This is a genomic window from Saccharothrix australiensis (assembly GCF_003634935.1).
Taxonomy (GTDB): Bacteria; Actinomycetota; Actinomycetes; order Mycobacteriales; family Pseudonocardiaceae; genus Actinosynnema; species Actinosynnema australiense.
Genome location: NZ_RBXO01000001.1, coordinates 4,040,210 through 4,066,633, shown reverse-complemented (window position 1 = coordinate 4,066,633; position 26,424 = coordinate 4,040,210). Strand labels below are relative to the sequence as shown.

Sequence of the window (26,424 nt, the reverse complement as noted above, 5' to 3'; positions counted from 1 at the left end):
CCTGTCCGCCTGTCAAGGCGATTACCGTGTGTGAGTCCCCCCACTCGGCGTCCCGATCACCGGGTACCCCGGTGAAAACCCGGTAAAGTCCCCCTTCGGCGCGGTCGACGTCGCGACCGCCGTGGCTGCCTGGCCGGTGCCCACCGGGTGCGGAGCGGCCCTCCCCACCCCCTCGGAGGACGAAGAAGTGCGTCTGCGCCCAGCCGGTGCCCGTCGGTGACCACCGCCGCCGACCTCGCCACCACCACACCCGCCCTGTTCCGCGCCGCACCCGCCGCGCCGGGGCGCACCCTGCTGGACGTCCTCGCGGACACCGCCCGTCGGCACCCCGACGCGCCGGCCGTGGACGACGGCGCCACCGCCCTGACCTACCGGGCCCTGCTGGACGAGGTCGACCGCGTCCGGCGCGGCCTCGCGGCGCGCGGCGTCGGCGTCGGCGACCGGGTGGGCATCCGCGTCCCGTCCGGCACCGTCGACCTGTACGTGTCGATCCTGGGCGTGCTGGCCGCCGGCGCGGCCTACGTGCCGGTCGACGCCGAGGACCCGGACGAGCGGGCGGACCTCGTGTTCGAGGAGGCCGGCGTGTGCGCGGTCGTCGGCGCGGGCCGCGAACCGGTGTCGCGGGCCGCGCCGCTGGGCCGGGTCGGCGCGCCGGGCCCGGACGACGACGCGTGGGTCATCTTCACCTCCGGCTCCACCGGCAAGCCCAAGGGCGTGGCCGTGTCGCACCGGTCGGCCGCCGCGTTCGTCGACGCCGAGGCGCGCTTGTTCCTCGCCGACGAGCCGATCGGGCCCGACGACCGGGTGCTCGCGGGCCTGTCCGTCGCGTTCGACGCCTCCTGCGAGGAGATGTGGCTGGCGTGGCGCAACGGCGCGTGCCTGGTGCCCGCGCCGCGCGCCCTGGTGCGCACCGGCATGGACCTCGGCCCGTGGCTGGTCGAGCAGGAGATCACCGTGGTGTCCACGGTGCCGACGCTGGCCGCGCTGTGGCCGGTCGAGGCGCTGGACGACGTGCGGCTGCTGATCTTCGGCGGCGAGGCGTGCCCGCCCGAGCTGGCCGAGCGGCTGGCCGTCGACGGGCGCGAGGTGTGGAACACCTACGGCCCGACCGAGGCGACCGTGGTGGCCTGCGCCGCGCCGCTGACCGGTGTCGGTCCCGTGCGGATCGGGCTGCCGCTGGACGGCTCGGAGCTGGCCGTGGTCGACGCGCGCGGCGAGGTCGTGCCGATGGGCGGCACGGGCGAGCTGGTCATCGGCGGCGTCGGCCTGGCCCGCTACCTGGACGCGGCCAAGGACGCGGAGAAGTTCGCGCCGCTGCCCGCGCTGGGCTGGTCCCGCGCCTACCGCAGCGGCGACCTGGTCAAGGCCGAGCCGGAGGGCCTGCTGTTCCTGGGCCGCGCCGACGAGCAGGTCAAGCTCGGCGGGCGGCGCATCGAGCTGGGTGAGGTCGACGCGGCGCTCCAGGCCCTGCCGCACGTGGCGGGCGCCGCCGCCGCCGTGCGCACCACCAGGGGCGGCAACCAGGTCCTCGTCGGCTACCTGGTGGCGGCCGACGACGCGTTCGACCAGGCCGACGCGGTGGCGCGGCTGCGCGCCGCGCTGCCCGCCGCGCTCGTGCCGCTGCTCGCGGTCGTGGACACGCTGCCCACCCGCACCTCCGGCAAGGTCGACCGCAACGCCCTCCCGTGGCCGCTGCCCGCCCTGGACACCGAGGTCGGCGCGCGCCTGGACGGCACCGAGGCGTGGCTGGCCGAGCAGTGGGCCGAGGTGCTCGGCTCGCGCGTCGCGGACCCCGACGCCGACTTCTTCGCCAGCGGCGGCGGCAGCCTCGCGGCGGCCCAGCTGGTGTCCGCGGTGCGCGCCCGGCACGCCGGCGTGTCGGTCAGCGACGTCTACCAGCACCCGACCCTGCGCGCGCTGGCCGCCCGGCTCGACGAGCTGGCCGCGCACGACGCGCCCGCCCGCGCCGTCGCACCAACGCCGCGCCGCGCGGCGGTGCTCCAGGCGCTGCTGACGGTCCCGCTGGCGACCGTCGCCGGCGTCCGGTGGGTGGTCGCGCTGGCGGCGGTCGGCAACGTCCTCGGGCTGCTGTCCGTGTCGTGGTGGTGGGTCGCGGCCGGCTGGCTGGTGTTCCTCAGCCCGCCCGGCAAGGTCGCCGTCGCCGCCGGCGGCGCGCGGCTGCTGCTGCGTGGCGTCCGCCCCGGCTCCTACCCGCGCGGCGGAAGCGTCCACCTGCGGCTGTGGACCGCCGAGCGGCTCGCCGAGTCCAGCGGCGCGACGAACCTCGCGGGCTCCTGGATCACGCACTACGCCCGCGCGCTGGGCGCGAAGGTCGGCCCGGACGTCGACCTGCACTCGCTGCCGCCCGTCACCGGGCTGCTCAAGCTGGGCCGCGGCAGCGCGATCGAGCCCGAGGTCGACCTGTCCGGCACCTGGGTGGACGGCGACCGGGTGCACGTCGGCCGCATCCGGGTCGGCGCGGGCGCGACGGTCGGCGCGCGCAGCACCCTGTTCCCCGGCGCGCGGGTCGGCAAGCGGGCCGAGGTCGCGCCCGGTTCCGGCGTGGTCGGCTCGGTGCCGACCGGCCAGCGGTGGGCGGGCGTGCCCGCGCAGCGCACCGGCAAGGCGGCGCGGCCCGGTCCGCGCCCGCCGCGCTCGCCGTGGTGGAAGGCCGTCTACGGCGCGACGACGTTCGCGCTGGGCCTGCTGCCCGCCGTCGCCGCGCTGCCCGCGCTGCTGCTGGTCGTCCGCGCGCCGCTGACGCTCGGCGGAGCGCTGCTCGCGGTGCCGGCCGCGACGGTGGCGTGGCTGGTCTCGTACGCGCTGCTGGTGCTGGTGTCGGTGCGGCTGCTGGGTATCGGGCTGCGGGCGGGCGCGCACCCCGTGCACAGCCGGGTGGCGTGGCAGGCGTGGACCACCGAGCGGCTGATGAACCTGGCCCGCGTGGTGTTGTTCCCGCTGTACGCGAGCCTGCTCACGCCGGTGTGGCTGCGGGCGCTCGGCATGCGCGTGGGGCGCGGCGTGGAGGCGTCGACCGTGCTGGCGCTGCCGAAGATGACCAAGATCGGCGACGGCGCGTTCCTCGCGGACGACACCCTGGTCGCCTCCTACGAGCTGGGCGGCGGGTGGCTGCGGATCGCGTCCGCGAAGGTCGGCAAGCGCGCGTTCCTGGGCAACTCGGGCATGACCGCGCCCGGCCGCTCGGTGCCCAACCGGGGCCTGGTGGGCGTGCTGTCGGCCGCGCCCAAGCGCGCCAAGGCGGGCAGCTCCTACCTGGGCATGCCGCCGATGAAGCTGCCGCGCGCCGCCGAGGAGGGCGACCAGAGCCGCACGTTCGACCCGCCCCGGCGGCTGGTGGTGGCGCGGGCGCTGGTGGAGCTGTGCCGGGTCGTGCCGGTGATGTGCCACGTGGCGCTGGTGGTGCTGGTGCTGTTCGCGCTGCGGGAGCTGGGCGCGTTCGCGCCGCTGCTGGCGGGCGTCGTGCTGCTCGCGGCCGGTGTGCTGGCGTGCGCGGTGGCCGTGGCGGCGAAGTGGGTCCTGGTCGGCCGGTTCCGGTCGCGCGAGTACCCGCTGTGGAGCGCGTTCGTGTGGCGCAACGAGCTGGCGGACACGTTCGTCGAGGTGCTGGCCGTGCCGTGGCTGATCGGCTCGGCGGGCGGCTCGCCGCTGATGACCGGGTGGCTGCGGGCGCTGGGCGCGCGGATCGGGCGCGGCACCTGGGTCGAGTCGCACTGGTTCCCGGAGTCCGACCTGGTCACGCTGGGTGACGGCGCGACGGTGAACCGGGGGTGCGTGGTGCAGACGCACCTGTTCCACGACCGCATCCTCCGCATGGACCAGGTGACCCTGGCGGACGGCGCGACGCTCGGACCGCACGGGATCGTGCTGCCCGGCGCGACGGTCGGCGCGCACACCACGGTGGGGCCCGCCTCGCTGGTGATGCGCGGCGAGGAGGTCCCGGCCGGCAGCCGCTGGCTCGGCAACCCGATCTCCGCCTGGCGATGACCGGTCACCTGGCGCGGCACGGCGACCCCGGCGTGCGGGTCGAGCACTACGACCTCGAACTGGACTACAAGCCGCTGACCGGCAGGCTCGCCGGTCGCGCGCGGCTGTGGGTCGAGGCCGACGGCCCGGTGGCGCTGGACCTCGGCCGGTTCACCCTCGGCAAGGTCCTCGTCGACGGCAAGCCCGTCCGGTACGCGCACGGCGACGGCAAGCTGCGGCTGCGCCGGCGGTCCGGCGGGCGGTGCGTGGTGGAGGTGCGCTACGCGGGCGCCCCGCAGCCGGTGCGGACACCGCACTGGGGCGACCTGGGGTGGGAGCCGCTCGCGGACGGCGCGCTGGTGGCGGGGCAGCCGATCGGCGCGCCGTCGTGGTTCCCGTGCAACGACCTGGTGCGGGACAAGGCGACCTACCGCATCTCGGTGACCACGGCGACGCCGTACGCGGTGGTGGCCAACGGGGTGCTGGTCGACCGGCGGACCGGGAGCAGCACCACGACCTGGGTGTACGAGCAGGCCGAGCCGATGGCCGCGTACCTGGCGTCGGTGCAGATCGGGCAGTACGAGCGGCTGCCCCTCGCGCCCGGCCAGGACGTGCTCGCGCCCGCGCGGCTGCGCGCCGCGGCGGCGCACGACTTCGGCAGGCAGCCCCGGATGCTGGCGGTGTTCGAGGAGCTGTTCGGGCCCTACCCGTTCCGCGAGTACCACGTGGTGGTGACCGACGACGAGCTGGAGGTACCGGTCGAGGCGCAGGGCCTGTCGGTGTTCGGGTCGAACCACGTGGACGGGCGGCGGGGGTTCGAGCGGCTGGTGGCGCACGAGCTGGCGCACCAGTGGTTCGGCAACAGCGTCGGGCTGGCCGACTGGCGCGACATCTGGCTGAACGAGGGGTTCGCCTGCTACGCCGAGTGGCTGTGGTCGGAGCACTCGGGCGGTCCGCCCGCGGCGGTGCACGCGGCCCGCGCCCGCGCCCGGCTGGCCCGCCTGCCGCAGGACCTGCTGGTCGGCGACCCCGGCGAGGCCGGCCTGTTCGACGACCGGGTCTACCAGCGCGGGGCGCTCACCCTGCACGCACTGCGGGACCGCCTGGGCGACCAGGCGTTCTTCACCGTGCTCCGCGACTGGACCAGGGTGCACCGCCACGGCACCGCGACGACGGCCGACTTCACGTCGCTCGCCCAGTGGCACAGCGTCGCGCCGCTCGGTCCGTTCTTCGACGCGTGGCTGCTCCGGGGCCGCCTGCCCGACACCGGCTGAGCGGCGTCGGCTGCCCGGCCTCGACTGTGCGCGCCGGCTTTGCACGTCGACTGAGCGGTCCCGGCTGCGCGGGTTCGGCTGAGCGGTCCCGGCTGTCCCGCCTCGGTGGGGCAGCCGGGACCGGGCGGTCAGACCGTCGCCTCCTCGGGGTGCGCGGCCGGGGTGCGCGTGAGCAGCAGCACCGCCCCGAGGCCCAGCACCGCCACCGCCGCGAAGAACCAGAAGCCCCACGGGTAGGCGATGCCCGCCGTGACCAGCGCGCCCGTGACGAACGGGCCGAGGATCGACCCGAGCCGGCCCACCGCCGAGGTGAAGCCCAGCGCCGTGCCGCGCACCTGCGCCGGGAACGCCTGCGCCACGTACCCGTAGATCAGCACCTGCGCCGAGAACACGAACACGCCGGTGAACAGCACCATCAGGTTGAGCAGGACACCGCTGTCCACGCGCAGGCTCAGCGCCGCCAGCAGCACCGCCGCCGAGCCGAACCACAGCACCGCGATGGGCTTGATGCCGTACCGGTCGGCGATGAGGCCGGCGGCCAGCAGGCCGATCACCGCGCCCACGTTGAGCACCAGCAGCAGGGTGATCGCCGTCGAGATCGGGTAGCCCGCCGTGCGCATGAGCTGCGGCAGCCACGTGTTCAGGCCGTAGACCAGCAGCAGCCCCATGAACGAGCCGACCCACACGGCGACGCTGGTCCGCCGGAACCTCGGGGTGAGCAGGACGCGCGGCGAGGGGCGCTCCACCCGGTCGCGGACGGCCAGGAACGCCGAGGACTCCGGCAGCCGCCACCACATCAGCGGCACGACGGCCAGCCCCGCGACGCCGCCGCCGTAGAACAGCAGGTGCCAGTCCTCCTGGGCCGCGAGCGCGAGCAGCGTCATCAGGACCGCGCCGACGTGGTAGCCGGTCATGGTGAACGTGCTCGCGCTGGCCCGCCTGCGGGCGGGCAGGTTCTCCGACATCACGGTCAGCGCCACCGGCATGCACGCGCCCAGGCCGAGGCCCGCGATGAACCGGAACGCCGCGAACACGCCCACGCTCGGGGACAGGGGGATCACGAGCGTGAACACCGAGAACAGCAGCACCGAGCCGATGAGCAGCTTGCGGCGGCCGAACCGGTCGGTCAGGGGGCTCAGCACCGCCGCGCCGACCGCGACGCCGATCAGCGACACCGTGGCCACCAGGGTCGCGCCGGCCGGGGTGAAGCCGAGGTGGCCGGTCTTGAGCAGGGTCGGGATGGTCGCGCCGAACGCGACCAGGTCGTAACCCTCCAGCAGGACGGTCAGCCAGCAGAACACCGCCGTCCAGGTCGAGCGGGTTGGAGACGTCGTCATTGCCGTGCTCCTTCCGGTGGCCGGGCGCCGGCCGGGTCACCACCAGGGGGGATGTGAGGGGGGTGGGTGCGCTCGTCCGGAGCCGGAACCGGAATCGGGGTCCTGGTCCGGAGGAGCGGTCGGGACGGGGTCGGTTCGGGACGGGGTCAGTGCGGGGTGGTCAGGTGGGTGTCGACCTGGATCAGCCGGGGGCCCTCAGTGGTGGCCTTGAGCTGCGCGCGCAGCTCGTCGACCCCGGTCACGGCGGTCGCGGGCACCCCGTAGCCCTCGGCGATGCGGGTGAAGTCCAGGCCGGGGATCTCGGTGCCGGGCACGTCCGGCGTGCCGAGCAGCCCGCCGAACCACCGCAGCGCGCCGTAGGTGCCGTTGCGCAGGATGACGAAGGTGACCGGCACGCGGTGCTGGGCGGCGGTCCACAGCGCGGTGATGCCGTAGTTGGCCGAGCCGTCGCCGACCACGGCCACCACCGGGCGCTCGGGCCGGCCCAGGGCCATGCCGACGGCGGCGGGCAGCCCGAACCCGAGCCCGCCCGAGGCCGGGAAGAAGTACGAGCCGCCCTGCCGCAGGTCCATCTGCCGCCACCAGGCCGCGTTGGTCGACGTCGACTCCACGACGTAGGTCGTGTCGGCGGGCTGGGTGTCGCGCAGCGCGGCGAAGACCTCCTCGGGGTGCAGCGCGTCCGGCGCGGTCTCCGGTTCCGGGTTGGGCTCGAAACCGGTGTCGCCGCCGCGCGCGGCGGTCCGCGCCAGCAGCGCCTCCACGACCGCGCCCGGGTCGGCGACCAGCGCCTCGCCCATCGGCGCGCGGGTCGCCGCGCCCGCGTCGTCGGTCACCTGCACCAGGCGGCTGCCCGCGGGCAGGTAGGGGCCCGGCACGTGCTGGTGGTAGCGGAACACCGGCGCGCCGAGCACCAGGATCAGGTCGTGCCCGGCGAGCGCGTCGGACACCGAGGCGATGCCGGCGGGCAGCACGCCCCGGAACAGCCGGTGCCGGTTCGGGAACGGCAGGCGGTGCGGCGAGGGCGCGACCCACGTCGGCAGCGCGAGGTGCTCGGCCAGCGCCACGGCCCGGTCGAACAGCCCGGCCGCGTCGATGTCGCCGCCCAGCACCAGGGCCGGGGCGCGCGCGGCGGCGACCTGCTCGACCAGGTCCGCGAGCTGCTGCTCGCCGGGCGCGGACCCACGCCGCACCTCGCGGTCCAGGACCACCTCGGCGTCCTCGGCCAGCTCCTGCGACCAGTCGTCGTAGGGCACGGACAGGTAGGTGGGCCGGCGGTGGTACTCGGCCTCGAACACGGCCTGCGCGAGCGACCGCGGCACGTCCGCCGCGCAGCTCGGCTCGCCGGACCACCCCACCAGGGGCCGCATCAGGTGCGCGGCGTCGACGTTGGCCAGCATCGCCTCCAGCCCGATCGCGGACCGCACCTGCTGCCCGGCGGTGAGCACCAGCGGCGACCGCGAGTACACGGCGTTGGTCAGCGCGCCCATCGCGTTGCCGGACCCGGCGGCGGCGTGCAGGTTGACCAGCACCGGGCGGCCGGTGGCCTGCGCGTAGCCGTCGGCCATGCCCATCACGACGCCCTCGTGCAGGCCGAGGACGTAGCGGAACGACTCGGGCAGTTCGGCCAGGAACGGCAGCTCGTTGGAGCCGGGGTTGCCGAAGATCGTGGTCAGGCCACGGCGTTCGAGGAACCGGTGGGTGATCCGGCGGACGGTCGGCATGGGCGGGCTTCCTCCTCGCGGGGTTTGTGGCCCAGACCATAAGAAGCCTGGCGACTGTGTTCCAATAAATGTTCGGACCTAGCTATATCGATGGGATCTATGGTGCGGGATTTCGACCTGAACCTCGTGCGCACGTTCGTCCTGCTGTACGAGACGCGCAGCGTCACCGCGACCGCCGAGGCGATGCACCTGACGCAGCCCACGGTCAGCTACAGCCTCCAGAAGCTGCGCCGCCGGTTCAGCGACGAGCTGTTCCGGCGGGCGAAGGGCGGCCTGGTGCCGACGGCGACCGCGCAGGCGCTGTACGAGCCGCTGCACGGGGCGCTCGCGGGCATCGAGGCGGCGGTCAGCGGCGCGTGGTCGTTCGACCCGGCGACGGCGCGCGCCACGTTCACGCTGTCCCTGTCCGACCTGGGCGAGGTGTCGCTGCTGCCGCGGCTGGTGGCGGCGCTGCCGGCGCGCGCGCCCGGCGTCACGCTCACCGTCCGGCCGCTGGACGTGGTCAACGCCGCCGACCAGCTCGGCCGCGGCGAGATCGACGCGTTCATCGCGTCGCCGGTGCTCAGCACGCCGCGGGTGGCCCGCATCCCGCTGTTCGCCGAGGGCTACGTCGGCATGGTCGCGGCGGACCACCCCCGGCTGCGCGGCGACCGCGTCGGCCTGGCGGAGCTGGCCGCCGAGCGGCACGTGGCGGTGTTCGGGCCCACCGGCCACGACGGTCCGCGCCGGGCGCTGGAGGCGCACGGCCTGCTGCACCGCGTGGCGGTGGAGACGACCCGGTTCACCTCGCTGCCGTACCTGGTGCGGCACGGCGACCTGTTCGCGATGGTGCCGCGCATGGTGGCCGAGGTGTTCGCGGCCGAGCACCACCACGTGCGGCTGCTGGAGCTGCCGCTCGACATCGAGCCCGCGCAGGTGTCGATCTACGCCCGGCACGCGCACGCGCGGGGGCCCGCGCAGGCGTGGCTGGTGCGGTTCATGGCGGAAGTGCTCGGGCAGCCCGACGGCGGCGCGGTGGGCGGCGCGATCGGTGGCGCGATCGGCGAGCCGACCTGATCCGGGCGGGGCCTGCCCGGCGGAGCCGAGCCAGGGTCGGGGGTCGATGCGGACCTCGCGACGGCGTTGGGGCTCGGGACCGGCAGTCAGGGGCGTCGGGTCAGTCGCGCAGCGCCACCAGCAGGTCGCGGGCCTCCGCCCGGCACAGTTCACTCCATCTGGCGAGGTCGCGAGCCGCACGCCGTCGGACGTGGCGGGGCACGGCCGCGTCGTGCGCGATCTCCCGCGCCACGATCGCCGCCGCTTCCCGGTGGTCGCGCCACAGATCAGCCATCCCCTCGGCGCACCGCATCCGCACCACCGGACCGTGGGCGCGGTCGTCCGCCATCACCCGCAGCGCGAGCGAACTCTCCTCGGGCTCGAACGCACCGAGCGCCCGCAGCACGAGCACGCGGTGCGCCGGGATGTCCGGGCGCAGGTCACGCAGGAACCGCACCACCTCCCGACGCAGGTCCGGGCGACCGTGCCCCAGTGCCGACGCCGCACGTGCGCGGGTCGTCGCCGGCAGGGTGTCGTCAACCACGAGCGTCCGCAACGCCGCCACACCCCACTCACGCCCCCGGTCACCGAACTCCAGCAGGTCCTCGGCCGCCTGCCGGCGCAGCGCGGGACGGCCCGCCGGGTCGGTCGCGAGGACCCGCAGCAGCGCCGCACCCGCCGCCCGATCCGCCACCGCGTACTCCCGCAGCGACACCGCGGCGGCCCGACGAATCGCCGGGTTCTCCCGCTCGTCGTCACGAACGGCCCGCACGGCATCACGGCCGTCGACCTTGCCCAAAGCCTGGCGGGCGTGCAGCCGAACCCGTCCCGACGCGGTCCGGGCCAGGTCGCGGAGGTGGTCGAGCACCGGTTCGGGCGGGGTCGTGAACAGGTCGGCGAGGAGGTGCGCCGCCCGGTTCCACTCCCGCCACGAGCGGGTCCCGTCCGCGAAGGCGCGCCGGACCCCGTCCAACGCCCGACGCCGCCACCGGCCCTCGAACCCGGCCAGTTCCTCCCACGCCTCGAACCCCGCCAGCAGTGCCTCGACCTCGGGCATGAACCGGCGCGACAGGCGGCCGAGCGCGACGGCCGCCTCGACCCGTTCGGCGGGCGTGGTCTCCGCCGCCGCGAGGACATCCCGCAGGACGGCCTCGGTCTCCACTGGCAGCGGCGGATAGCCGTACCCGTCTGTCGCCGGCACGCGGTGCCGGACCGGCGCGACGTGGTCGGCGAGCAGCAATCGCTCCACTTCCCCGCGAACGTGACCGTGCAGGTGACGCACCACCTGGCACCGCGTCCGGCTGTCGACGGACGGCTCCCGGATCAGCGCCGCGGCCAGTCGCGTGATTTCGCCCGAGCGGTGCGGGTGGAGGCTGTCCAGCCAGGTCAGGGCTGTCAACCGCTCCTCGGCGGTCGAGGTGGGTGCGACGACGAACCGCCGCAGCGCCGACAGGACCACGCGGCCGGTCGACCGATCCAGGATGGCGAGGCGGTGCGCCACCGTGCAGCGCTGGGCCATCGGCCTGGTCTCGTCATCGAGGAGCGCCCGGTGGAACGCGACGGCCTGGTCGACCGCACCAGGGTCGAGTGCCGCCAGCCCCCGCAGCGCGCTCGACCGCGCCAGGGCGTCGAGGTGGTCGTCGGCGGCCTGTGACCGCAGCTCGCCGAGCGCATCCCCGACCAGGTCCGGCCGCACGGCGGCGAGGAGGTCGGCGGATGCCTCTCGAACGGCGCGTCGGGCGTCCGGGTCCACGAGCAGCCGCCGCACGCCCGACGCCAGGTCGCCACCTCGGGCGGGCAGGCGGCGTACCCGCCTCAGCCAGAAAGGGGCGAAGCCGTCCTCGTGCAGGCGAAGTACCACATCAACGGCCTCGGCGAGTTGCTTCGGCGCGACATCCGCCATCGCCAGGGCAGCTTCACCGCGCACGGTGGCCGGTGCGGACTCGTCGGCGACGATCACCCGAATCGCGTCGGTGATCGCAGGGTCGCCGCAGTGGTCGAGTTCGCGCATCACCCGCTCGACCTGGCAAACGGTGGACTCGGTGGCCTCGGGACGCAGCGCCACCGCCCGCAGCTCGTCGACCAGTTCGGTCCGAAGACCGTCACCCAGCTCGGGGAACCGGACCAGCCAGGGCAGGACCGCCGCGGTGCCCGACCGCAGCAGCGCGACCGCACCGTCCACGGCTGCCCGGTGGTACGACCGGCCGAGCTGGACCAGGCTTTGCACGGCGTTGATGCGCACGCGCGGGTGACGTGAACGGTCGCGCACCGCCGCCGTCAGCACCCGCGCCGCCGCGTCGGGGTCGTCGGCGTCCCCGTTGAACAGTTGCACCGCGTGGCCCGAGGCGGCGTGCTCGTCGGCTCCCGGCCCTGCCGCCAGGTCGAGCAGCGCCGCCGCCCCCTCGCGCCGGAACCGGTTGTCCAGTCGCATGAGGACTCGCCACGCCAGCGCCACGGTGTCGGCGTCGTGCGGTCGGGACACGATGTCGACCAGCACCGCGATGACCTCGGCGTGGAACTCCGGCCCGATGCGCGCCAGTTCGCTCGCGGCGTAACGGCGCTGGTCCGGCTCCGCGTGGGGGTCGGCCAGCGTGGCGCGCAGCGCGGTGAGCGCCGGGGTGCGGTGCGGCTCGCCCAACCGGACGAGGTGGCGCAGGGCGGCCACGCGCTCGTAACCGTCCACCAGGGGATCATCCACCAGTGCCTGGAACGCTCGCGCGGCTTCGTCGTGGTGGTCGGGCCCGAGGTCGGCGAGTTCGTCCGCCGCCCACACCAGTTCGTTCGCGGTGGCCGCGCCGTCGGCGAGCAGCAACCGCAGCACGCCCGCGGCGTGCGGGCGGAACGCCGGGCCGCACCGCGCGAGGGCCGCCGCGAGGTCGCGACGGTCGTGCCCGCTCAGACCAGGTCTCACCGCCAGCTCCGCCAGCATCCGCCCGCTCGTGGCCCGGTGCTCCGCCCCCAGGTCGGCGAGCGCCCCGCCCAGCCGGGCGCGCTCGGTGACCCGGATCCGGGGGTCGGCGATCAGCGTTTCCAGTGCGGTTGCCGCCTCGGCCGCCTGCGCCGCGCCCAGCGACGCCAGCCCGCGGGCCGCCTCGTCCAGACCGGCCCGCGTGGACGTGCGCGTGCTCAGGATGGTGCGGAACACCTCGGCGGCGCGGTCGTGGAACTCGACGCCGATCTCGACCAGCCCGGTGGCGGCTTCGGCGAGGTCGGCACCCGGGGTGTCGGGGTCGTCCAGCAGCTGTTCGAGCGCGGCGACGGCATCAGCGCGGGCCGTCGGGCCGAACCCGGCCAGCACGACGGCCGCCGTGCGGTGCTGCGAGGCCGTCGCGGTCGGGTCGGCCAGCACCGCGCGCAGCCCGCGTTCCGACGCGGCCCGCTCCGCGCCGCCGCAGTCCGACAGGGCCTCGGCCGCCGCCAGCCGGTGCGCGGCCGGCACGCCGGCGTCGTCCACCACCGACCGCAGCAGCGCCCGCGCCTCGTGCTCGTGCGCGCCGCGCAGGCGGGTGGCCAGCGCGGTCGCCGCCTCCACCCTGGACGCCCACGGCGCGGCGCCGTCCCGCAGCAGGTCCAGCAGCCACTCGGCCAGGCCGGGGTGGTGCGCGGCCCGTCCCGTCCGCGCCAGGATCTTCGCGGCCGGGTACTGGGTCGTCATCGCCCACCCGCGCACCGTGGCCAGGAACGCGGCCACGACCTCCTCCCCCGCCGGCACGTGCGAGGCCAGCAGGCGGGCGGCGACCAGGTGCGACTCCGGGTCGCCGTCGTGCAGCCACCGGACGAGGTCGTCGGCCGCCGCCGGGTGCAGGCGGGTGTGGTGGAGCAGGACCCGCCGGGCGTACCGGCCGCGCTCGCCGGACCGGGCCGCGTGCAGCAGGCGGGCGAAGTCGGCGTGCGCCGGGTCGAACCGGTCGGGCAGGAGGCGGGCCTCCGCCGTGGCCGCGACGTGCTCGGCGAAGCTGTGGTGCAGGAAGCACAGGTCGTCGCCGCGCCGGGTCAGCGGGCCGACCGACGCCAGGTACGCGGTCAGCTCCTCCCGCCACTCCCCGGTCAGGTCGGCCAGGTGGCGCGCCGCCCACGCGTGGGCCGCCTCGACCAGCGACGTGTCGGCCTCCAGGCGGACGCGGCCGAGGTGCTCCACCAGGGCGTCGCGGCAGTGGTCGAACGGGCCCGGCCCGGCGGGGTGCGCGGACCGCAGGTACTTCAGGTACGACTCGTACAGCTCGTACTGGTTGTCCGGCAGCGGCCGGCCGCCGCGCTGCTCGAAGATGATCGCCGCGATCGTCGCGAGCAGGGGCACCCGGACCAGCTCGTCCAGGTGCGCCGCCCGGACCTGGCGGACGAACCGGTGCGCCCGCTCCCGGTCGTCGGCGAACCAGCTCTCGGCGAACCTGAGCAGCGCCTCGGCGTCGAACGGCTGCAACTCGTAGCGGGCCGCGCCGACGCGCTGCAACGGCGCCAGCGCCGCGCCCTCGATGGGCCGGGTGGTCAGCACCACCCGGTACGGCGACTCGTCCACCGCCCACGCCGCCAGCACGGCCACCAGCCGGTCCCGCTCGACGGTGTCGGCGACCTCGTCGAGGCCGTCCACCAGCAGCAGCCAGCGGCAGCCCGCGACCCTCTCGCCCAGCGTCCGCGCGTCCACCGCCGAGGGCAGCAGCGAGCCGTACTCGGCGCGCACGGCGTCCGCGAGCGCGCGGGAGAACGGCAGGTCGAGGCGCGCGGCGAGTTCGCGGGCGGCCACCCGCACCGGCACGACCGGTTCCGCGAGCGGGTCCGCGCCGTCGGCGCGCCGTTCCGCGCCGTCGAGGTGGGGTGCCGTGCCATCGGCGCGCGAGTCCCCGCCACCGGCGCGCAGTCCCGCGCGGTCGGCGTGCGGGGCCGCGTCGTCGGCGTGCGGAGCCGGGTCGTCGGCGTGCGGGGCCGGGTCGTCGGGCGCGCTCCAGCGGGCCGCGACGTCCGCGGCCAGGCGCAGCGACAGCGTCGACTTGCCCTGCCCCGGCCCGCCGGTGACCAGCAGGTGGTCGTCGCCGTCGAGCGCTTCGCGCACGGTCCGGGTCGGTGGGCGCACCGCCGGCCGGGCGAGCGGCGTGGCGGGCAGGTCCACCAGCCTCCCCCGGCCGTCCAGGATCGGGGTCGGGCGGTGCTGCTCGGACGGCGGTTCCTCGACGCCGCCCAGGTCCTGCCGGACGTGGACGGTCGCGAGCGACGGGCGGCGCGCGCCGGGCAGCCGGTACGGCAGTTCCTGCGCCGCCTGCACCTGGGCCCGCAGCAGGAACCGGACCTCCGTCGGAAGTTCCGGCCGGTCCGCCCACCACGCGGGCGGGCGGGTCGGCGCGCCGGCTCCGACGTGGTGGCACGCCGGAGCGCCGGTCCCGACGTGGTGGAGGTGCACGTCCCCGTAGATCGCACCGGCCTGGACGGAGGGTCCGGCGACACCGCCGCCGATGTGGTTGGCGGCCCGCGGCCAGTCCTCCCGAGCCAATCCCGGCCCCTCTCTCCCGGTCCGCCGCATCGTCTCACGATCACCGGGCGACCGAGGGGGACGAAGAACAGCGGGATCACACGATCGGATGAACCACGATGAGATGACACCCGGACGGCGGGCGGAGCCCGGTCGACGATCGGACCGGCGCGGGCGTCCGGGTGGCGGCGACCGGTGTCGTGCCCGTGCCGGAGCCGACGCGGTGGCGTGCGCGTCACAGTGGGAGGCCGACCCCCGGCCACGGTCCACAACGTACGGTGGACGGCGGCAGTGTCGTCGTGGCGAGGGGTGTCGTATGGCGGAGCGGTCCCGGATCAAGAGCGGTCGTGTGCTGCGCACCGAACAGCTGACGCCGCACATGGTCAGGGTCGTGCTCGGCGGTGACGGGTTGGCGGGGTTCGAGGTGGGGCCGTTCACCGACAGCTACGTCAAGCTCCAGTTCCCGCAGGAGGGCGTGACCTACCCGGAGCCGTTCGACCTGTCGGTGATCCGCGAGTCGGTGCCGCGCGAGCAGTGGCCGCGCAGCCGCACCTACACCGTGCGCCGCTGGGACGCCGAGGCCCGCGAGCTGTGGATCGACTTCGTCACGCACGGCGACAGCGGGGTGGCCGGGCCGTGGGCGACCGCCGCCCGACCGGGTGACGTGCTGCACTTCGCCGGGCCGGGCGGCGGCTACGCGCCGGACGTGACGGCCGACTGGCACCTGCTGGCCGGCGACGAGAGCGCGTGGCCCGCCATCGCGGCGGCGTTGGACGCGCTGCCCGCCGACGCCGTGGTGCGGGTCTTCGCCGAGGTCGACGGCCCCGAGGACGAGCAGGACGCGCCGTTCGACGTGACGTGGCTGCACCGCGCCGGCCGGCCGCGCGGCGAGGCGCTGGTGGCGGCCGTGCGCGCCCTGGAGTTCCCGCCCGGCCGACCGCACGTGTTCGTGCACGGCGAGGCCAACGCGGTCAAGGACCTGCGCGGCCACCTGCGGCTGGAGCGCGGGCTGCCGCGCGAGCGGCTGTCCATCTCCGGCTACTGGCGGCTGGGCAAGGACGAGGACGGCTGGCAGGCGGGCAAGTCCGACTGGAACCGGCAGGTCGAGCAGGAGCAGGAGCAGCGGGTCTGAGCCGGGTTCCGAGCGAGCCGTGAGACCGGTCCGAACAGCCCGACCCCGGCAGCGGGGTCCCGGTAGCGGCGTCCGTCAGGGCTTGGGGATGGCCACCGCCGTGTACGGGGTGTCCGGCGTCGGCGTGGTGGTGAACCGGCCGTTCGGCAGGTACAGCCGGTCCTCGTGGGCGGCGGCCGTGGTCGGCACGTCGAACCTCGGGTCGGTCACCCGGCCCAGCAGCGTCCCCGCCGCGCCCGTCGGGTCGAGCCGCACGGTCGCGACCCGGTTGACCCGGTTCTCCACCACGTAGAGGGTCGTGCCCTCGCGCAGCAGCCCGTCGGTGTTCACCAGCGGACCGCCCTGGACGGTCACCGCCTTCGTCGCGCCGGTCGCCGGGTCGACCCGGAACAGCCTGCCGGTGTTGTGCTGCGCGACGATCAGCGCCTCCCCGTCCGGGGTGCTCTCGATGCCGTTGGCGTTGGTGCCCGACCGGTACACGAGGTCGCCGCTGAGCCGGATCACCTCGGCCCGCGCGGGCAGCGCACCGTCCCGCCCGAACGGCACCTTGTAGAGCACCGCCGTGAGCGAGTCGGTGAACCACGCCGCCTCCGGCCTGACCACCACGTCGTTGACGAACGTCGACCGCGTGCCGAACCGGTACGTGGCCAGGGTCGCGCCCGTGCGGGTGTCGATCACGCGCGCGTCGCCGCCACCGCCGCCGGCCACGAACAGCCGGCCGCGCCCGTCGACCTCCAGCCCGACCGCCGCCGTGCCGGTGCCCCTGGCGAACTGCTCGCCGCGCCCGGTGGCCAGGTCGGCCCGGTAGACGGCGCCCGTGCCCATCGAGCCGAAGTAGGCCCACTGCCCGCTGATCGCGATGCCCTCCGGGCGGAACCCGTCGGGCAGGGTGATCGTCGTGGGGCCCCGTCCCGCCGCCGTCGCACCCGTCGGGCCGAGCGCGGCCAGGACGACGGCGCAGACCAGCGCGTTGCGGATCACCGACATCGCATGTCCCTTCTCCGACGCGCCCCCTCCAGTCTCGATCGCCCGCACCGCCCCGCGCGGTGACCAGCCGGAGTCATCCCGCTACCCGGTGCGGCCCACGCCGTTGGTCGCGGCGGGACGGGTGCGCGCCCCGGACCGGCGACGCCGGCGCGGGGACACCGCCGCCGCCTGCGGCCGCCCGCGGGGTCGGGTTAGCATCGCGTGCTCACCGGGTGGTGGCCAACGGGGGAGGCGATGAGTGGTTCGCGGGCCGTCTGACGTCGACACGTCGGTCGCCGGGGTGGTCGAGGCCCGGTGGGGTGTCCGTCCCGAACCCGCCATCGCCCGGTACGGCGAGCCGGGCTGGCAGTGGTCGCCGATCCCGGTGGAGAAGCGGTGCCCCCGGTGCTCCGGGCAGCTGCACGGCCTCTACCGGGCGCACCCGCACCGGGGCAAGCAGCAGTTGCAGGCCGCCGTGGTGTGCGTGGCGTGCCCGGCGTCGTTCACGCTGCGCGAGTTGCAGCTGTCGCAGCGGTCGGTGCTGGGCGAGCTGCGGCCCGAGGCGGTCGCCCGCCGCGCCGCCGAGGACGCGCAGTTGGCGGCGCTGGCGCGGGAGGCCCGTGCCGCGAGCCGGGCCGACCGCACTCCCCCGCGCCGGCCGGCCGACCACCCGGCAGCAGCAGACCACCCGACACCAGCCGACCACCCGACACCGGCAGACCATCCGACACCGGCAGACCACCCGGCAACAGCAGACCACCCGGCACCGGTAGACCACGCGGCACCGGCAGGGCACGCGGCACCGGCAGGGCACGACGAACCGGTCGACCACCGCGCGCCTCGCGCCCGTGCCGCCCCCGGCGGGCCCGACGACCGCGCGGAGCCGGATCACGCCGCCCGCCCGGCGCGGCGCATGTCGACCACCGTCATGGCGGCCCGGATCAGGTCGATCCTGGCCGGCTCCGAGGCGGTGCCCACCGCGCAGGACGACGTGCCGACCCTGCCGCCCGCCCTGGTCGACGCGCTCGACCGGGAACCGGTGTGGTGGTGCAAGACCACCGACCCGACCCTGAAGCCGCCGCCCGGCGTCACCGGTGGCCGCGTGATCATGCCGGACCGCCCTGAGTTCGACGGCCTGCGCGCGCTGCTGACCCAGGAGGGCGTGGCGCACCGGTCGGTCCGGCACTGGCTGGAGCAGGAGACGGTCTCGTCGCTGACCGACCGCCTCCGGGCCACGGCCTGGCTGTCCGAGGTCGGCGGCATCGTCCCGGAGCCCTGCGAACCCGTCGCCGACGACCGGGCGCTGGCCGCGCGACTGGCGTTCGGGCTGCTGTGGGACCTGCACGAACCGGAGCCCGCCGCACCGCCCGACCCGACCCCGGTCGACCGGCTGGTGCCGCCCGAGTGGCTGCCGTTCCTGCCGTTCCCGCTGCTCAACCCGGCGCAGGCGCAGGCGGCGCCCCGCATCCTGGACGGCGACGCGCACCTGCTGGTCACCGCGCCCACCGGCGCGGGCAAGACCGCGATCGGGATGCTCGCGGTGCTCAAGACCATCCTGGAGGAGGGCCGCAAGGCGGCGTGGCTGGTGCCGCAGCGGTCGCTGACCGACGAGCTGGACCGGGAGCTGGAGTCGTGGCGCGCCCGCGGCCTGCGGGTGGAGCGGCTGTCCGGCGAGTACGCGGTCGACGTCGAACGGGTCCGGGCGGCGGACCTGTGGGTGGCCACGACGGAGAAGTTCGAGGCGATCTGCCGGGCCGCGTCGCTCCAGGCCGCGCTGGGCGAGGTCGGCTGCCTGGTGGTCGACGAGATCCACCTGCTGGGCACGCCCGGCCGGGGCGCGCTGCTGGAGGCGCTGCTGGCGCGGGTGCGTGGCGCGGACTCGCCGGTGCGGATCGTCGGCCTGTCGGCGACGGTGTCCAACGCCGCCGAGGTCGCCGAGTGGCTGGAGGCGGAGCTGGTCGCGACCCGCTGGCGGCCGTCGCGGGTGACGTGGCAGCTGCCGACCGTGCCCGCCGGCTCCGGGTACGCCGCGAACGCCCGGCTGCGGGAGCAGGTGGTGGTCGACCTGACCGCCCGGCACACCGCCGAGCAAGGCAGCGTCCTGGTGTTCTGCGGCTCCAAGCGGAACGTGCGGTCCACCGCGATGGCGATCGCCGCCGACCGGGGCGCGCCCGTGCACACCGTGGCCGCCGACGACGTCGACGGCCTGACCGCGGTGTGCGCGGAGGTCGGCGTCCGCCTGCACTACGCCGACTACGAGCACAAGCACGCCGCCGAACGGGCGTTCCGGCAGCGGGAGGCCGACGTCCTCGTCGCCACGTCCACCGTCGCGGCGGGCGTCAACCTGCCCGCCCGCGCGGTGATCGTGCGGGACACCGCGGTCGGCGGCGAGACGATGGACACCTCGATGGTGCTCCAGATGTTCGGCCGCGCCGGGCGCATCGGCGCGGGCGAGACCGAGGGCTGGTCGTACCTGGTGGTGGACGAGCACCAGCGCGCGGCGTGGCAGACCCGGCTGGTGGCCGGGTACTCGGTGTACTCGCGCATCCACGAGAGCCTGCCCGACCACGTGCTGGCCGAGGTGCTCCAGGGCCGGATCACCAGCCGGGCCGACGCCGAGGCGTGGTGGGTGGAGACCCTGGCCCACGCCCAGGGCGACGACGCGCTGCAACCCGTGCAGGACGCGGTGGCGTTCCTGCTCGACGAGGGGCACCTGGTCGCGCGGCCGGGCGGCGCGCTCGCGATCACCGACCTGGGCCGCCTCACCGCGCGCATGATGGTGTCCACGCACGCCGGCCACCGCCTGCGCTACGCGCTGGGCCTGCTGCCCGTCCCGCCGGACCCGGACGCCGCCGAGGACGCGCTGACCCTGGTGCTGTCGGTCGCGGTGCGCGACCTCGCCGCGATCCCGGTGCCCGACCAGGTGCGCCCGGCCGTGGCGACGGTGATCAAGGCGGGCGGCCGGACGTCCCGGATCACGCACACGGCGTCGGTGAAGGGCCTCGGCTCGCAGACGTCGACCGCGCCCGGCGACCTGGCCCGCGCGGGGCTGCTGCTGGCGACCCGCTCGCCGCACCTGTTCACGCGCGCCAGGACCGGCCGCCGGGTCGCGGCGGGCATCCCGCTGTCCACCCTGCACCCGGTGTTCGAGCAGGCGCCGCGCTACCTGTCGTGGCTGGCGGCGCAGGGCGCGCTGGGCACCGTGCACCCGTGGATCGCGATCGTCGCGGCCGACCTGGACCACCGCGTGCGCTGGCGGCACCTCGCGCCGGGGCGCGGCGCGGGCCGGCTGCTGTGGCTGTGCGAGCAGATGGCGACCCGGCAGCGGGCGGCCGAGCTGGTGCCGGAGATGTGGCGGTCCGCGCTGGGCCGGGGCGTCCGCTCCCCCGACTGGCCGCCCGGCCGCCCGCCCGCCGAGTGCGAGCTGGACCAGGCCGGCTACACGGCCCTGCTGCGCGAACGCGCCACCACCGCCACCCTGGCCCTCCACGACGACCGGGCGGTGGTCGGCGGGACGGTCGCGGCGGTGGCCGTCGCGTGGCGCGGCAAGCAGCACGGGGCGGCCACGCCGACGAGGTCGGCCACCGAGGTGCCGTTCCCCGAGCCGTCACCCGACGCGGTGGACGAGCCGGAGCGGGGCGTGGCGGTGTTCACGCGGCGCGGCGACTACCGGGCCACCGGCTGGCTGTCGGTGTACGACGCCGTGGCGGACGAGGCCGATCCGGCACCGCCGACGCCGTCGCGGCGCGGGCTCGGCGCGACGCCCGCGCAGGCGGGTCGGACGCCACGACGCGGCACGGGTGACCGCCGGTCGGGATGACGGCTAGGGCCTGTCTTCAAAGACGATCAAGCGGTGTTGGATCATGTCGGTCGTGGTGCGTCGTCATGAGCTGTCGGATGTCGAGTGGGCTGTGCTGTCGCGGTTTCTGCCGGTTTCCGGGACCGCAGGAAGGCCCCGCTCGGACGACCGTGTGGTGCTGAACGGGATCGTGTGGAAGTTGCGGACCGGCTCGGCCTGGCGGGACGTGCCGGAGCGCTACGGCTCCTGGCAGACCCTTTACACCCGTTTCCGCAGGTGGGCGTTGGACGGGACGTTCTCGCGGATGCTGCGGGCGGTCCAGGCGGAGAGCGAGGCCGCCGGTGACCTGGACTGGTTGGTGTCGGTCGATTCCACGATCGTGCGGGCCCACCAGCACGCCGCCGGAGGCAAAAGGGGGCACGCGACGACGGCGAGGCGGGTGATCACGCCCTCGGTCGATCCCGCGGTGGGCTGAGCACCAAGCTCCACCTGGCCTGCGACGGGAGGGGCCGCCCGCTCGGATTCGTGCTGTCGGGCGGCAACACCAACGACTGCACCCGCTTCGAGCAGGTGATGGAGGCGATCCGTGTCCCCCGGATCGGGCCGGGCCGTCCGCGAACCCGCCCCGACCACGTGATCGCGGACAAGGGCTACAGCTCACGCAGGATTCGCGCCTACCTGCGAGGGCGGGGCATCCGGCACACGATCCCCGAGCGTGTCGACCAGGTCAACGGCCGCCTGAACCGCGGTTCGCGCGGTGGCCGCCCGCCCGCCTTCGACCGCCGCACCTACCGGCTGCGCAATGTGGTCGAACGCTGCTTCAACCGGCTCAAGCAGTGGCGCGGCCTGGCCACGCGCTACGACAAGACCCAAGAGTCCTACCAGGCCGCTGTCACCATCGCTTCGATCCTGCTCTGGATCTGATCTTTGAAGACGAGCCCTAGCGCCCGGACACCGACCCGTACCACCTTGACGAGGAAGCCCGCGAACGACGTCCCCACGGGGGGCGCACATCGCCGCATCCCCACGCGCAAGCCGATTCCACCACTTCCCCGCGCTAATGCCGTGACCACGAACGTTCACGGTGTTGGTTGACACGCCGTCGGCCTGACGGGCGTACCGCGGTGCGGCGGTCAGGCTGTGACGGTGGCAGATCCCGTACGCGTGCGGCGGCTGAGTGACCAGGAAGGTCAGCAGCTACTGCGTATCACTCGTAGAGGCACCGGATCACCGATTCGATGACGGCGAGCAATGGTCGTGCTCGCCTCGGCCGGTGGCAACACCGTGCCGGCTATCGCTCGTCTCGTGCAGGCCGACGAGGACACAATCCGGCAGGTCAGCCACCGGTTCAACGAGATGGGCATGGCCGGCCTGGACCCTCGATGGGCGGGTGGCCGCCCCCGCCTGATCAGTAGCGACGACGAGCAGTTCATCGTCGAGACGGCCAACAACCGCCCCGAAGCCTTGGGGCGGCCGTTCACCCGGTGGAGCGTGCGCAAGCTCGCCGACTACCTCGCCTCGCGGGCCGCCCGCCCGATCACCATCGGGCGGGAACGGCTGCGGCAGCTGCTGATCAAACACAGGATCACGTTCCAGCGGACCAAGACCTGGAAGGAATCCAACGACCCGCAGCGCGACGCGCAACTCGCCCGCATCGACCATGTCACCAACAACGTCCCGCAGCGGGTGTTCGCGTTCGACGAGGTCGGGCCTCTCGTCATCCATCCGCAGGCTGGTGCCGGCTGGGCGCGCAAGAGGCATCCGCGACGGCTGCCGGCGAACTATCACAAGCTGCACGGTGTCCGGCAGTTCCACGGCTGTTACTCGGTCGGCGATGACCAGCTCTGGGGCGTCGTCCGGCGCTGATCCGTCACCTGCACAAGTACCTGCGCCGGCGCAACGCCAACGCCCGCCACCCCGACGTCCTCGCGGCCCAACGCCGCGAACGCGCCCGCATCCGCAGCGAACGCCGACGACGCTGGGGCCAACCCGCCACCCAGGCAGCCTGACCCCAACGCCTCAAGCGTTCGAGGTCCCGGCCTAGCGCAGATGCCGGGCGAAGAACCTGGCCGCGTCCTCCCCCGCGAACTGCGGGACGCCGGTGTGTCCGCCCATGTTGGCGTGCAGCGTCTTTTCCTTGGAGCCGAAGGCGTCGAACAGGTCCAGGGCCGCTTGCCGGTCGTTTCCTTCGTCGTCCCACTGGAGCAGGACGTGCAGCGGAATGGTGACCTGTCGGGCCTCCTCGAACATGCTGCGAGGCACGAAACTCCCGGCGAACAGCCCGGCGGCCACGATGCGCGGCTCGACCACCACAAGCCGGATGCCGACGGAGATCACTCCCCCCGAGTACCCGACCGGGCCGCCGATTTCCGGCAGCGACAGGAGGACGTCCAGGGCGGCCTGCGATTCCGGGACCGCCTTGTCGACGAGCGGGAGGATGAGGGCGTCGATGATCTCGTCGCTGACCGGCTCGCCGGCCTCCGTGACCCGGAGCAGGTCGGCGCGAGCCTGCTCGGCGGCGGCCCAACGGGGCCGGTCACCGCTGCCGGGAAGCTCGATGGTGGCCGCAGCGAAGCCATCCGCCGCAGCCTGCTGGGCCCGCGCCACCAGACGGGGGTACATCTTGCGCAGTCCGAGCGGGGGGTGACCGAGCAGGATCAGCGGGACCGGTGCGGATGCGGATGCGGGCGTCCACAAGATGCCGGGAATCTCGCCGAGGGTGAATTCGCGTTCGAGGACGCCGTCATCGAGGCGCTGTTCAGAAGTGAATCGCATGGTCGTGCCTTTCGGGAGTGCTCGTGAACGGCGCTCCCGGACGACCTATCGCCCTACCGTGACCCCAGAGGGGAGCACCCATGTCGAAACGTTCACGGGTACCACCTCCTCGTCTCTCGCACGGCCTCCGGGAACTTAGCAGCGGCCACCGTGATCCGCCAAACATTTTCTACGCAGGCTCCGTGGCCGGATACACCGACAGGCCGCATGCGGTCAGGTGGAGCTCACCGATCACGTCCAACGACCTGGCCGCCGTGCTCCCTTCCTGAGTCCCGCCTGCCCCGACTCGCGGTGGCGGCTGACCTCCCGATTACGCCGTACGCCCGTCAGGCCGACGATGTGTCAACCAACACCGTGAACGTTCGTGGTCACGGCACTAGCCGGGTTGTCGGCCGGCTCCCGTCACCGGGCGCGGGTTTCGCGGCGGTGACCGGTCGCGTCCAGCCCGAGTTGCAGCTGTCGCGCCGCCGACGCGGTCAGGGTCGTCTCCGCCACCACCGCCGTGTTGTCCGCGCGCAGCACCCCGAACGGCACCAGCGCCCCCGACTGCCAGTCGACGGAGATCGTGCGGGTCCGGCCGGGCCACCAGGTCCACGGCCACGCCGGTCAGCCCGGCCGCCAGGCGGTGGAACACGACCGGCTCGCCGGGCCCCACCAGCCCCGCCGCCGTCGGGCGCACCGGGAGGTCGTCCACGCCGTCGAGCCCACGGCTTCCCTGCCCGGCGCCGGCGCGGTCTGCGAGAATCGGGGCCACCGACGGCGACGGGCGGAGCGACGTGAGCGGACTCGACGACACCGTGCGGGCCAGGTTGCTCGCGCCGAACTTCTGGCACCTGGCCACCGTCAACGCGGACGGCTCGCCCCAGGTCACCCCGATGTGGGTGGACCTGGAGGACGACCACGTCGCGTTCAACACCGCGCTGGGCCGGGTGAAGGTGGACAACCTGCGCCGCGACCCGCGCGTCTCGTTGTCCTGTGTGGACGGTGCGAACCCGTACGACCGGGTGGAGGTGCGTGGCCGGGCGGTCCGGTTCGTCACCGGCGAGGAGGCCGACCGGCACATCGACCACCTGGCGCGCAAGTACACCGGGGCCGAGCGCTACGAGTGGCGCGTCCCCGGCGAACGGCGGGTCAAGGTGCTGGTGGCCCCGACCCGCGTCCGCCGCGTCGTGGGCGTCGAGCCGTTCCGCCCCGGCGTGCTGCCGGGGCGGTGACCCGCCGGGCTCAGTCGAGCGCCGGGTCGTACTCCCGCGGGTGGACGGTGTTGCTCAGCAGGCGGCCGTGCGCGCCGAACGTGAAGTGCGTCGGGGTGCGGCCGGTCTCGTCCAGCCCGAACAGCACGCCGTGCGAGCGCAGGCGCTGCACGTCGCGGTGGTCGGCGACGGTCACCGACGCGCACGGGATGACCTTCTCGCGCCACGTGAACACGTAGATGCCCGGCCGCAGCTGGTAGACCGAGTTCTCGTCGGTGTCGGCCAGGCCCTTCTCGGGGCCGGACAGGCACTGCCAGCTGTACCAGTGCGGGCTGAGGTAGACGTGCTCGTAGGCGTGCTCGGCGCTGTAGACCCACATGGCGCGCCGCCCGATCAGGGCGCGGGTCGGCGCGGCCTCCTCGCCGCTCACCTCCGCGCCGCGCACCGTCGCGGTCACGAACCGCTGGGTGACGCGCGGGGTGCCGCTGTCGTTGATGGTGGTGACCACGACCAGCGCCCGGCCCGCGCGCAGGTCCAGGAACAGCGAGACCGCTTCCTCCGGACGGGCGTGCGGGTGGAACTGCGTGAAGTACAGGTCGTCGTCGACGAGGAACGTCTCGCAGTCGTCCGCGCCGTGGTCCCACTCGATCCGGTTGCCGGCGAACCGCGCGCTGAGCACCGGCCCGTCCGGTCCGTCCAGCACGACCTCGCGCCCGTGCAGGTCACCGACGGTCGGAGCCTTGTTCTCGTCGAAGCCCGGCGCGAGCCCGTCCAGGGGCAGCCAGGTCGAGGTGTCCGACAGCGTCGTCGCGGTCTCGGTCATGGGCGATCCTTTCTCGGCCTACCGGGGCAGTCTCGGGCCGGGCGGCGTTCGGCGGAACGCCCCCGGCGGCAGTCGTGCGGCCCGCGACAAGGACGGTGCGCCGACCGTCAACCCGGACGGGCCGTCCGACCCGGACGATGGGCGCATGGATCTGGGGTTCACCGACCGGAAGGTGCTGGTCACCGGAGGGGCGTCCGGGATCGGGCTGGCCTGCGCCCGCGCGTTCCGGGCCGAAGGGGCGCGCGTGGTAGCGCTGGACCGGGCCCGCGGGCCGGCCGACGTCGACACGGTGCTCGCGGACGTCACGGACGAACCGGGCCTGGCCGAGGCCGTGACGACCGCCGTGCGGCGGCTGGGCGGGCTGGACGTGGTGGTTGGCTGCGCGGGCATCTCCGGCCCGGTGGGCACCCCGCTGGTGGACACGTCGGCGGCCGACCTGGCGGCGGTGCTGGCGGTGAACGTCACCGGGCAGCTCCTGCTGGCCAAGCACACCTACCCGCACCTGGCGACCGGTGGCGCGATCGTGTTCCTGGCCAGCGACTCGGCGTTCGTGGCGACACCGGGCATGGCGCCCTACTGCGCCTCCAAGGGCGCGGTCGTCGCGCTCACCCGCGCGCTGGCCGTGGAGCTGGACCGCGTGCGGGTCAACTGCGTGTGCCCGTCCGTGGTGGACACGCCGATGGCGCGGGCGGACCTCGGCGACGAGGCGATCGACCACGCCGACTTCCCCGTGCAGCGGGTGGAGGACGTGGCCCGGCAGGTGCTGTTCCTGGCGGGACCGCACGCGCGCCCGGTCAACGGCCAGGCGCTGCTGTCCGACTTCGGCTTCTCCGCGCGGTCGTCCTTCCCCGCCTGACCGCTCGGCGGGCGGTGACCGCGCCGGGCATCCATTGGTCCGATGTGGACGGTTAGGTCGAACCGGTG

General features: G+C 74.8%; 16 protein-coding genes. 9 read left to right on the top strand and 7 right to left on the bottom strand.

What is annotated here, in order from left to right; all coding sequences use genetic code 11:
• Positions 1-216: 216 nt before the first annotated feature.
• On the top strand, positions 217-4,005 hold the full coding sequence (locus tag C8E97_RS17470; protein ID WP_121006688.1) for a Pls/PosA family non-ribosomal peptide synthetase: 3,789 nt from the start codon (positions 217-219) through the stop codon (positions 4,003-4,005).
• On the top strand, positions 4,002-5,258 hold the full coding sequence (locus C8E97_RS17465) for a M1 family metallopeptidase (RefSeq protein ID WP_121006687.1): 1,257 nt from the start codon (positions 4,002-4,004) through the stop codon (positions 5,256-5,258). The genes C8E97_RS17470 and C8E97_RS17465 overlap by 4 nt, the downstream gene beginning before the upstream one ends.
• A 128-nt stretch (positions 5,259-5,386) precedes the next feature.
• Here the strand turns inward: C8E97_RS17465 and C8E97_RS17460 are convergent, their stop codons facing one another.
• Both C8E97_RS17460 and mdlC read right to left on the bottom strand, forming a co-directional pair.
• A complete protein-coding gene (locus C8E97_RS17460; protein WP_121006686.1) occupies positions 5,387-6,595 on the bottom strand; it encodes an MFS transporter in 1,209 nt (402 codons plus the stop codon).
• A gap of 146 nt (positions 6,596-6,741) precedes the next feature.
• Positions 6,742-8,316: a benzoylformate decarboxylase gene (gene mdlC / locus C8E97_RS17455; RefSeq protein ID WP_121006685.1), complete on the bottom strand. Its 1,575-nt coding sequence runs from the start codon at positions 8,314-8,316 to the stop codon at positions 6,742-6,744.
• A gap of 99 nt (positions 8,317-8,415) precedes the next feature.
• Between mdlC and C8E97_RS17450 the strand changes: the two genes are divergently transcribed.
• Positions 8,416-9,372 (top strand): LysR family transcriptional regulator, encoded by a 957-nt coding sequence (locus C8E97_RS17450; protein ID WP_246018955.1) that lies wholly within the window; start codon positions 8,416-8,418, stop codon positions 9,370-9,372.
• A gap of 100 nt (positions 9,373-9,472) precedes the next feature.
• On the opposite strand, the gene C8E97_RS17445 is transcribed toward C8E97_RS17450, so the two are convergent.
• Positions 9,473-14,833, bottom strand: coding sequence for a hypothetical protein (locus C8E97_RS17445; RefSeq protein ID WP_121006684.1), 5,361 nt, complete (start codon positions 14,831-14,833; stop codon positions 9,473-9,475).
• A gap of 295 nt (positions 14,834-15,128) precedes the next feature.
• Here C8E97_RS17445 and C8E97_RS17440 point away from each other — a divergent pair, with 295 nt between their 5' ends.
• Positions 15,129-15,944, top strand: a complete 816-nt coding sequence (locus C8E97_RS17440; RefSeq protein ID WP_121006683.1) for a siderophore-interacting protein — start codon at positions 15,129-15,131, stop codon at positions 15,942-15,944.
• A gap of 75 nt (positions 15,945-16,019) precedes the next feature.
• On the opposite strand, the gene C8E97_RS17435 is transcribed toward C8E97_RS17440, so the two are convergent.
• Positions 16,020-16,931, bottom strand: coding sequence for an SMP-30/gluconolactonase/LRE family protein (locus tag C8E97_RS17435; RefSeq protein WP_121006682.1), 912 nt, complete (start codon positions 16,929-16,931; stop codon positions 16,020-16,022).
• 238 nt (positions 16,932-17,169) lie between these two features.
• Between C8E97_RS17435 and C8E97_RS17430 the strand changes: the two genes are divergently transcribed.
• The 3 genes from C8E97_RS17430 to C8E97_RS17420 all read left to right on the top strand — a co-directional run bounded on the left by C8E97_RS17430 (position 17,170) and on the right by C8E97_RS17420 (position 22,575).
• Entirely contained in the window at positions 17,170-20,730 is a 3,561-nt protein-coding gene (locus tag C8E97_RS17430; protein ID WP_121006681.1) for a DEAD/DEAH box helicase, read from the top strand.
• Positions 20,731-20,785: 55 nt separating this feature from the next.
• Positions 20,786-21,633, top strand: a protein-coding gene (locus C8E97_RS17425) for an IS5 family transposase (RefSeq protein ID WP_121012388.1) whose coding sequence is annotated in 2 segments (ribosomal slippage) — positions 20,786-21,139 and positions 21,142-21,633 — 846 coding nt in all. Because the reading frame shifts where the segments join, the coding sequence is not laid out codon by codon here.
• A gap of 327 nt (positions 21,634-21,960) precedes the next feature.
• Entirely contained in the window at positions 21,961-22,575 is a 615-nt protein-coding gene (locus C8E97_RS17420; RefSeq protein WP_211347052.1) for a helix-turn-helix domain-containing protein, read from the top strand.
• A gap of 174 nt (positions 22,576-22,749) precedes the next feature.
• Here C8E97_RS17420 and C8E97_RS17415 read toward each other — a convergent pair whose 3' ends face one another.
• Positions 22,750-23,484, bottom strand: coding sequence for an alpha/beta hydrolase (locus C8E97_RS17415; RefSeq protein WP_121006680.1), 735 nt, complete (start codon positions 23,482-23,484; stop codon positions 22,750-22,752).
• Positions 23,485-23,886: 402 nt separating this feature from the next.
• A complete protein-coding gene (locus C8E97_RS36525; protein WP_281275435.1) occupies positions 23,887-24,018 on the bottom strand; it encodes a hypothetical protein in 132 nt (43 codons plus the stop codon).
• Between the two features lie 242 nt (positions 24,019-24,260).
• Between C8E97_RS36525 and C8E97_RS17410 the strand changes: the two genes are divergently transcribed.
• Positions 24,261-24,698 (top strand): PPOX class F420-dependent oxidoreductase, encoded by a 438-nt coding sequence (locus tag C8E97_RS17410; RefSeq protein ID WP_121006679.1) that lies wholly within the window; start codon positions 24,261-24,263, stop codon positions 24,696-24,698.
• 10 nt (positions 24,699-24,708) lie between these two features.
• Here the strand turns inward: C8E97_RS17410 and C8E97_RS17405 are convergent, their stop codons facing one another.
• Positions 24,709-25,500 carry a molybdenum cofactor biosynthesis F family protein gene (locus C8E97_RS17405; protein WP_121006678.1) on the bottom strand — a complete coding sequence of 264 codons (792 nt, stop codon included), beginning with the start codon at positions 25,498-25,500 and terminating at the stop codon, positions 24,709-24,711.
• A 145-nt stretch (positions 25,501-25,645) separates the two neighbouring features.
• Here C8E97_RS17405 and C8E97_RS17400 point away from each other — a divergent pair, with 145 nt between their 5' ends.
• Positions 25,646-26,356: an SDR family NAD(P)-dependent oxidoreductase gene (locus C8E97_RS17400; RefSeq protein WP_121006677.1), complete on the top strand. Its 711-nt coding sequence runs from the start codon at positions 25,646-25,648 to the stop codon at positions 26,354-26,356.
• The last annotated feature ends 68 nt before the right edge of the window (positions 26,357-26,424 follow it).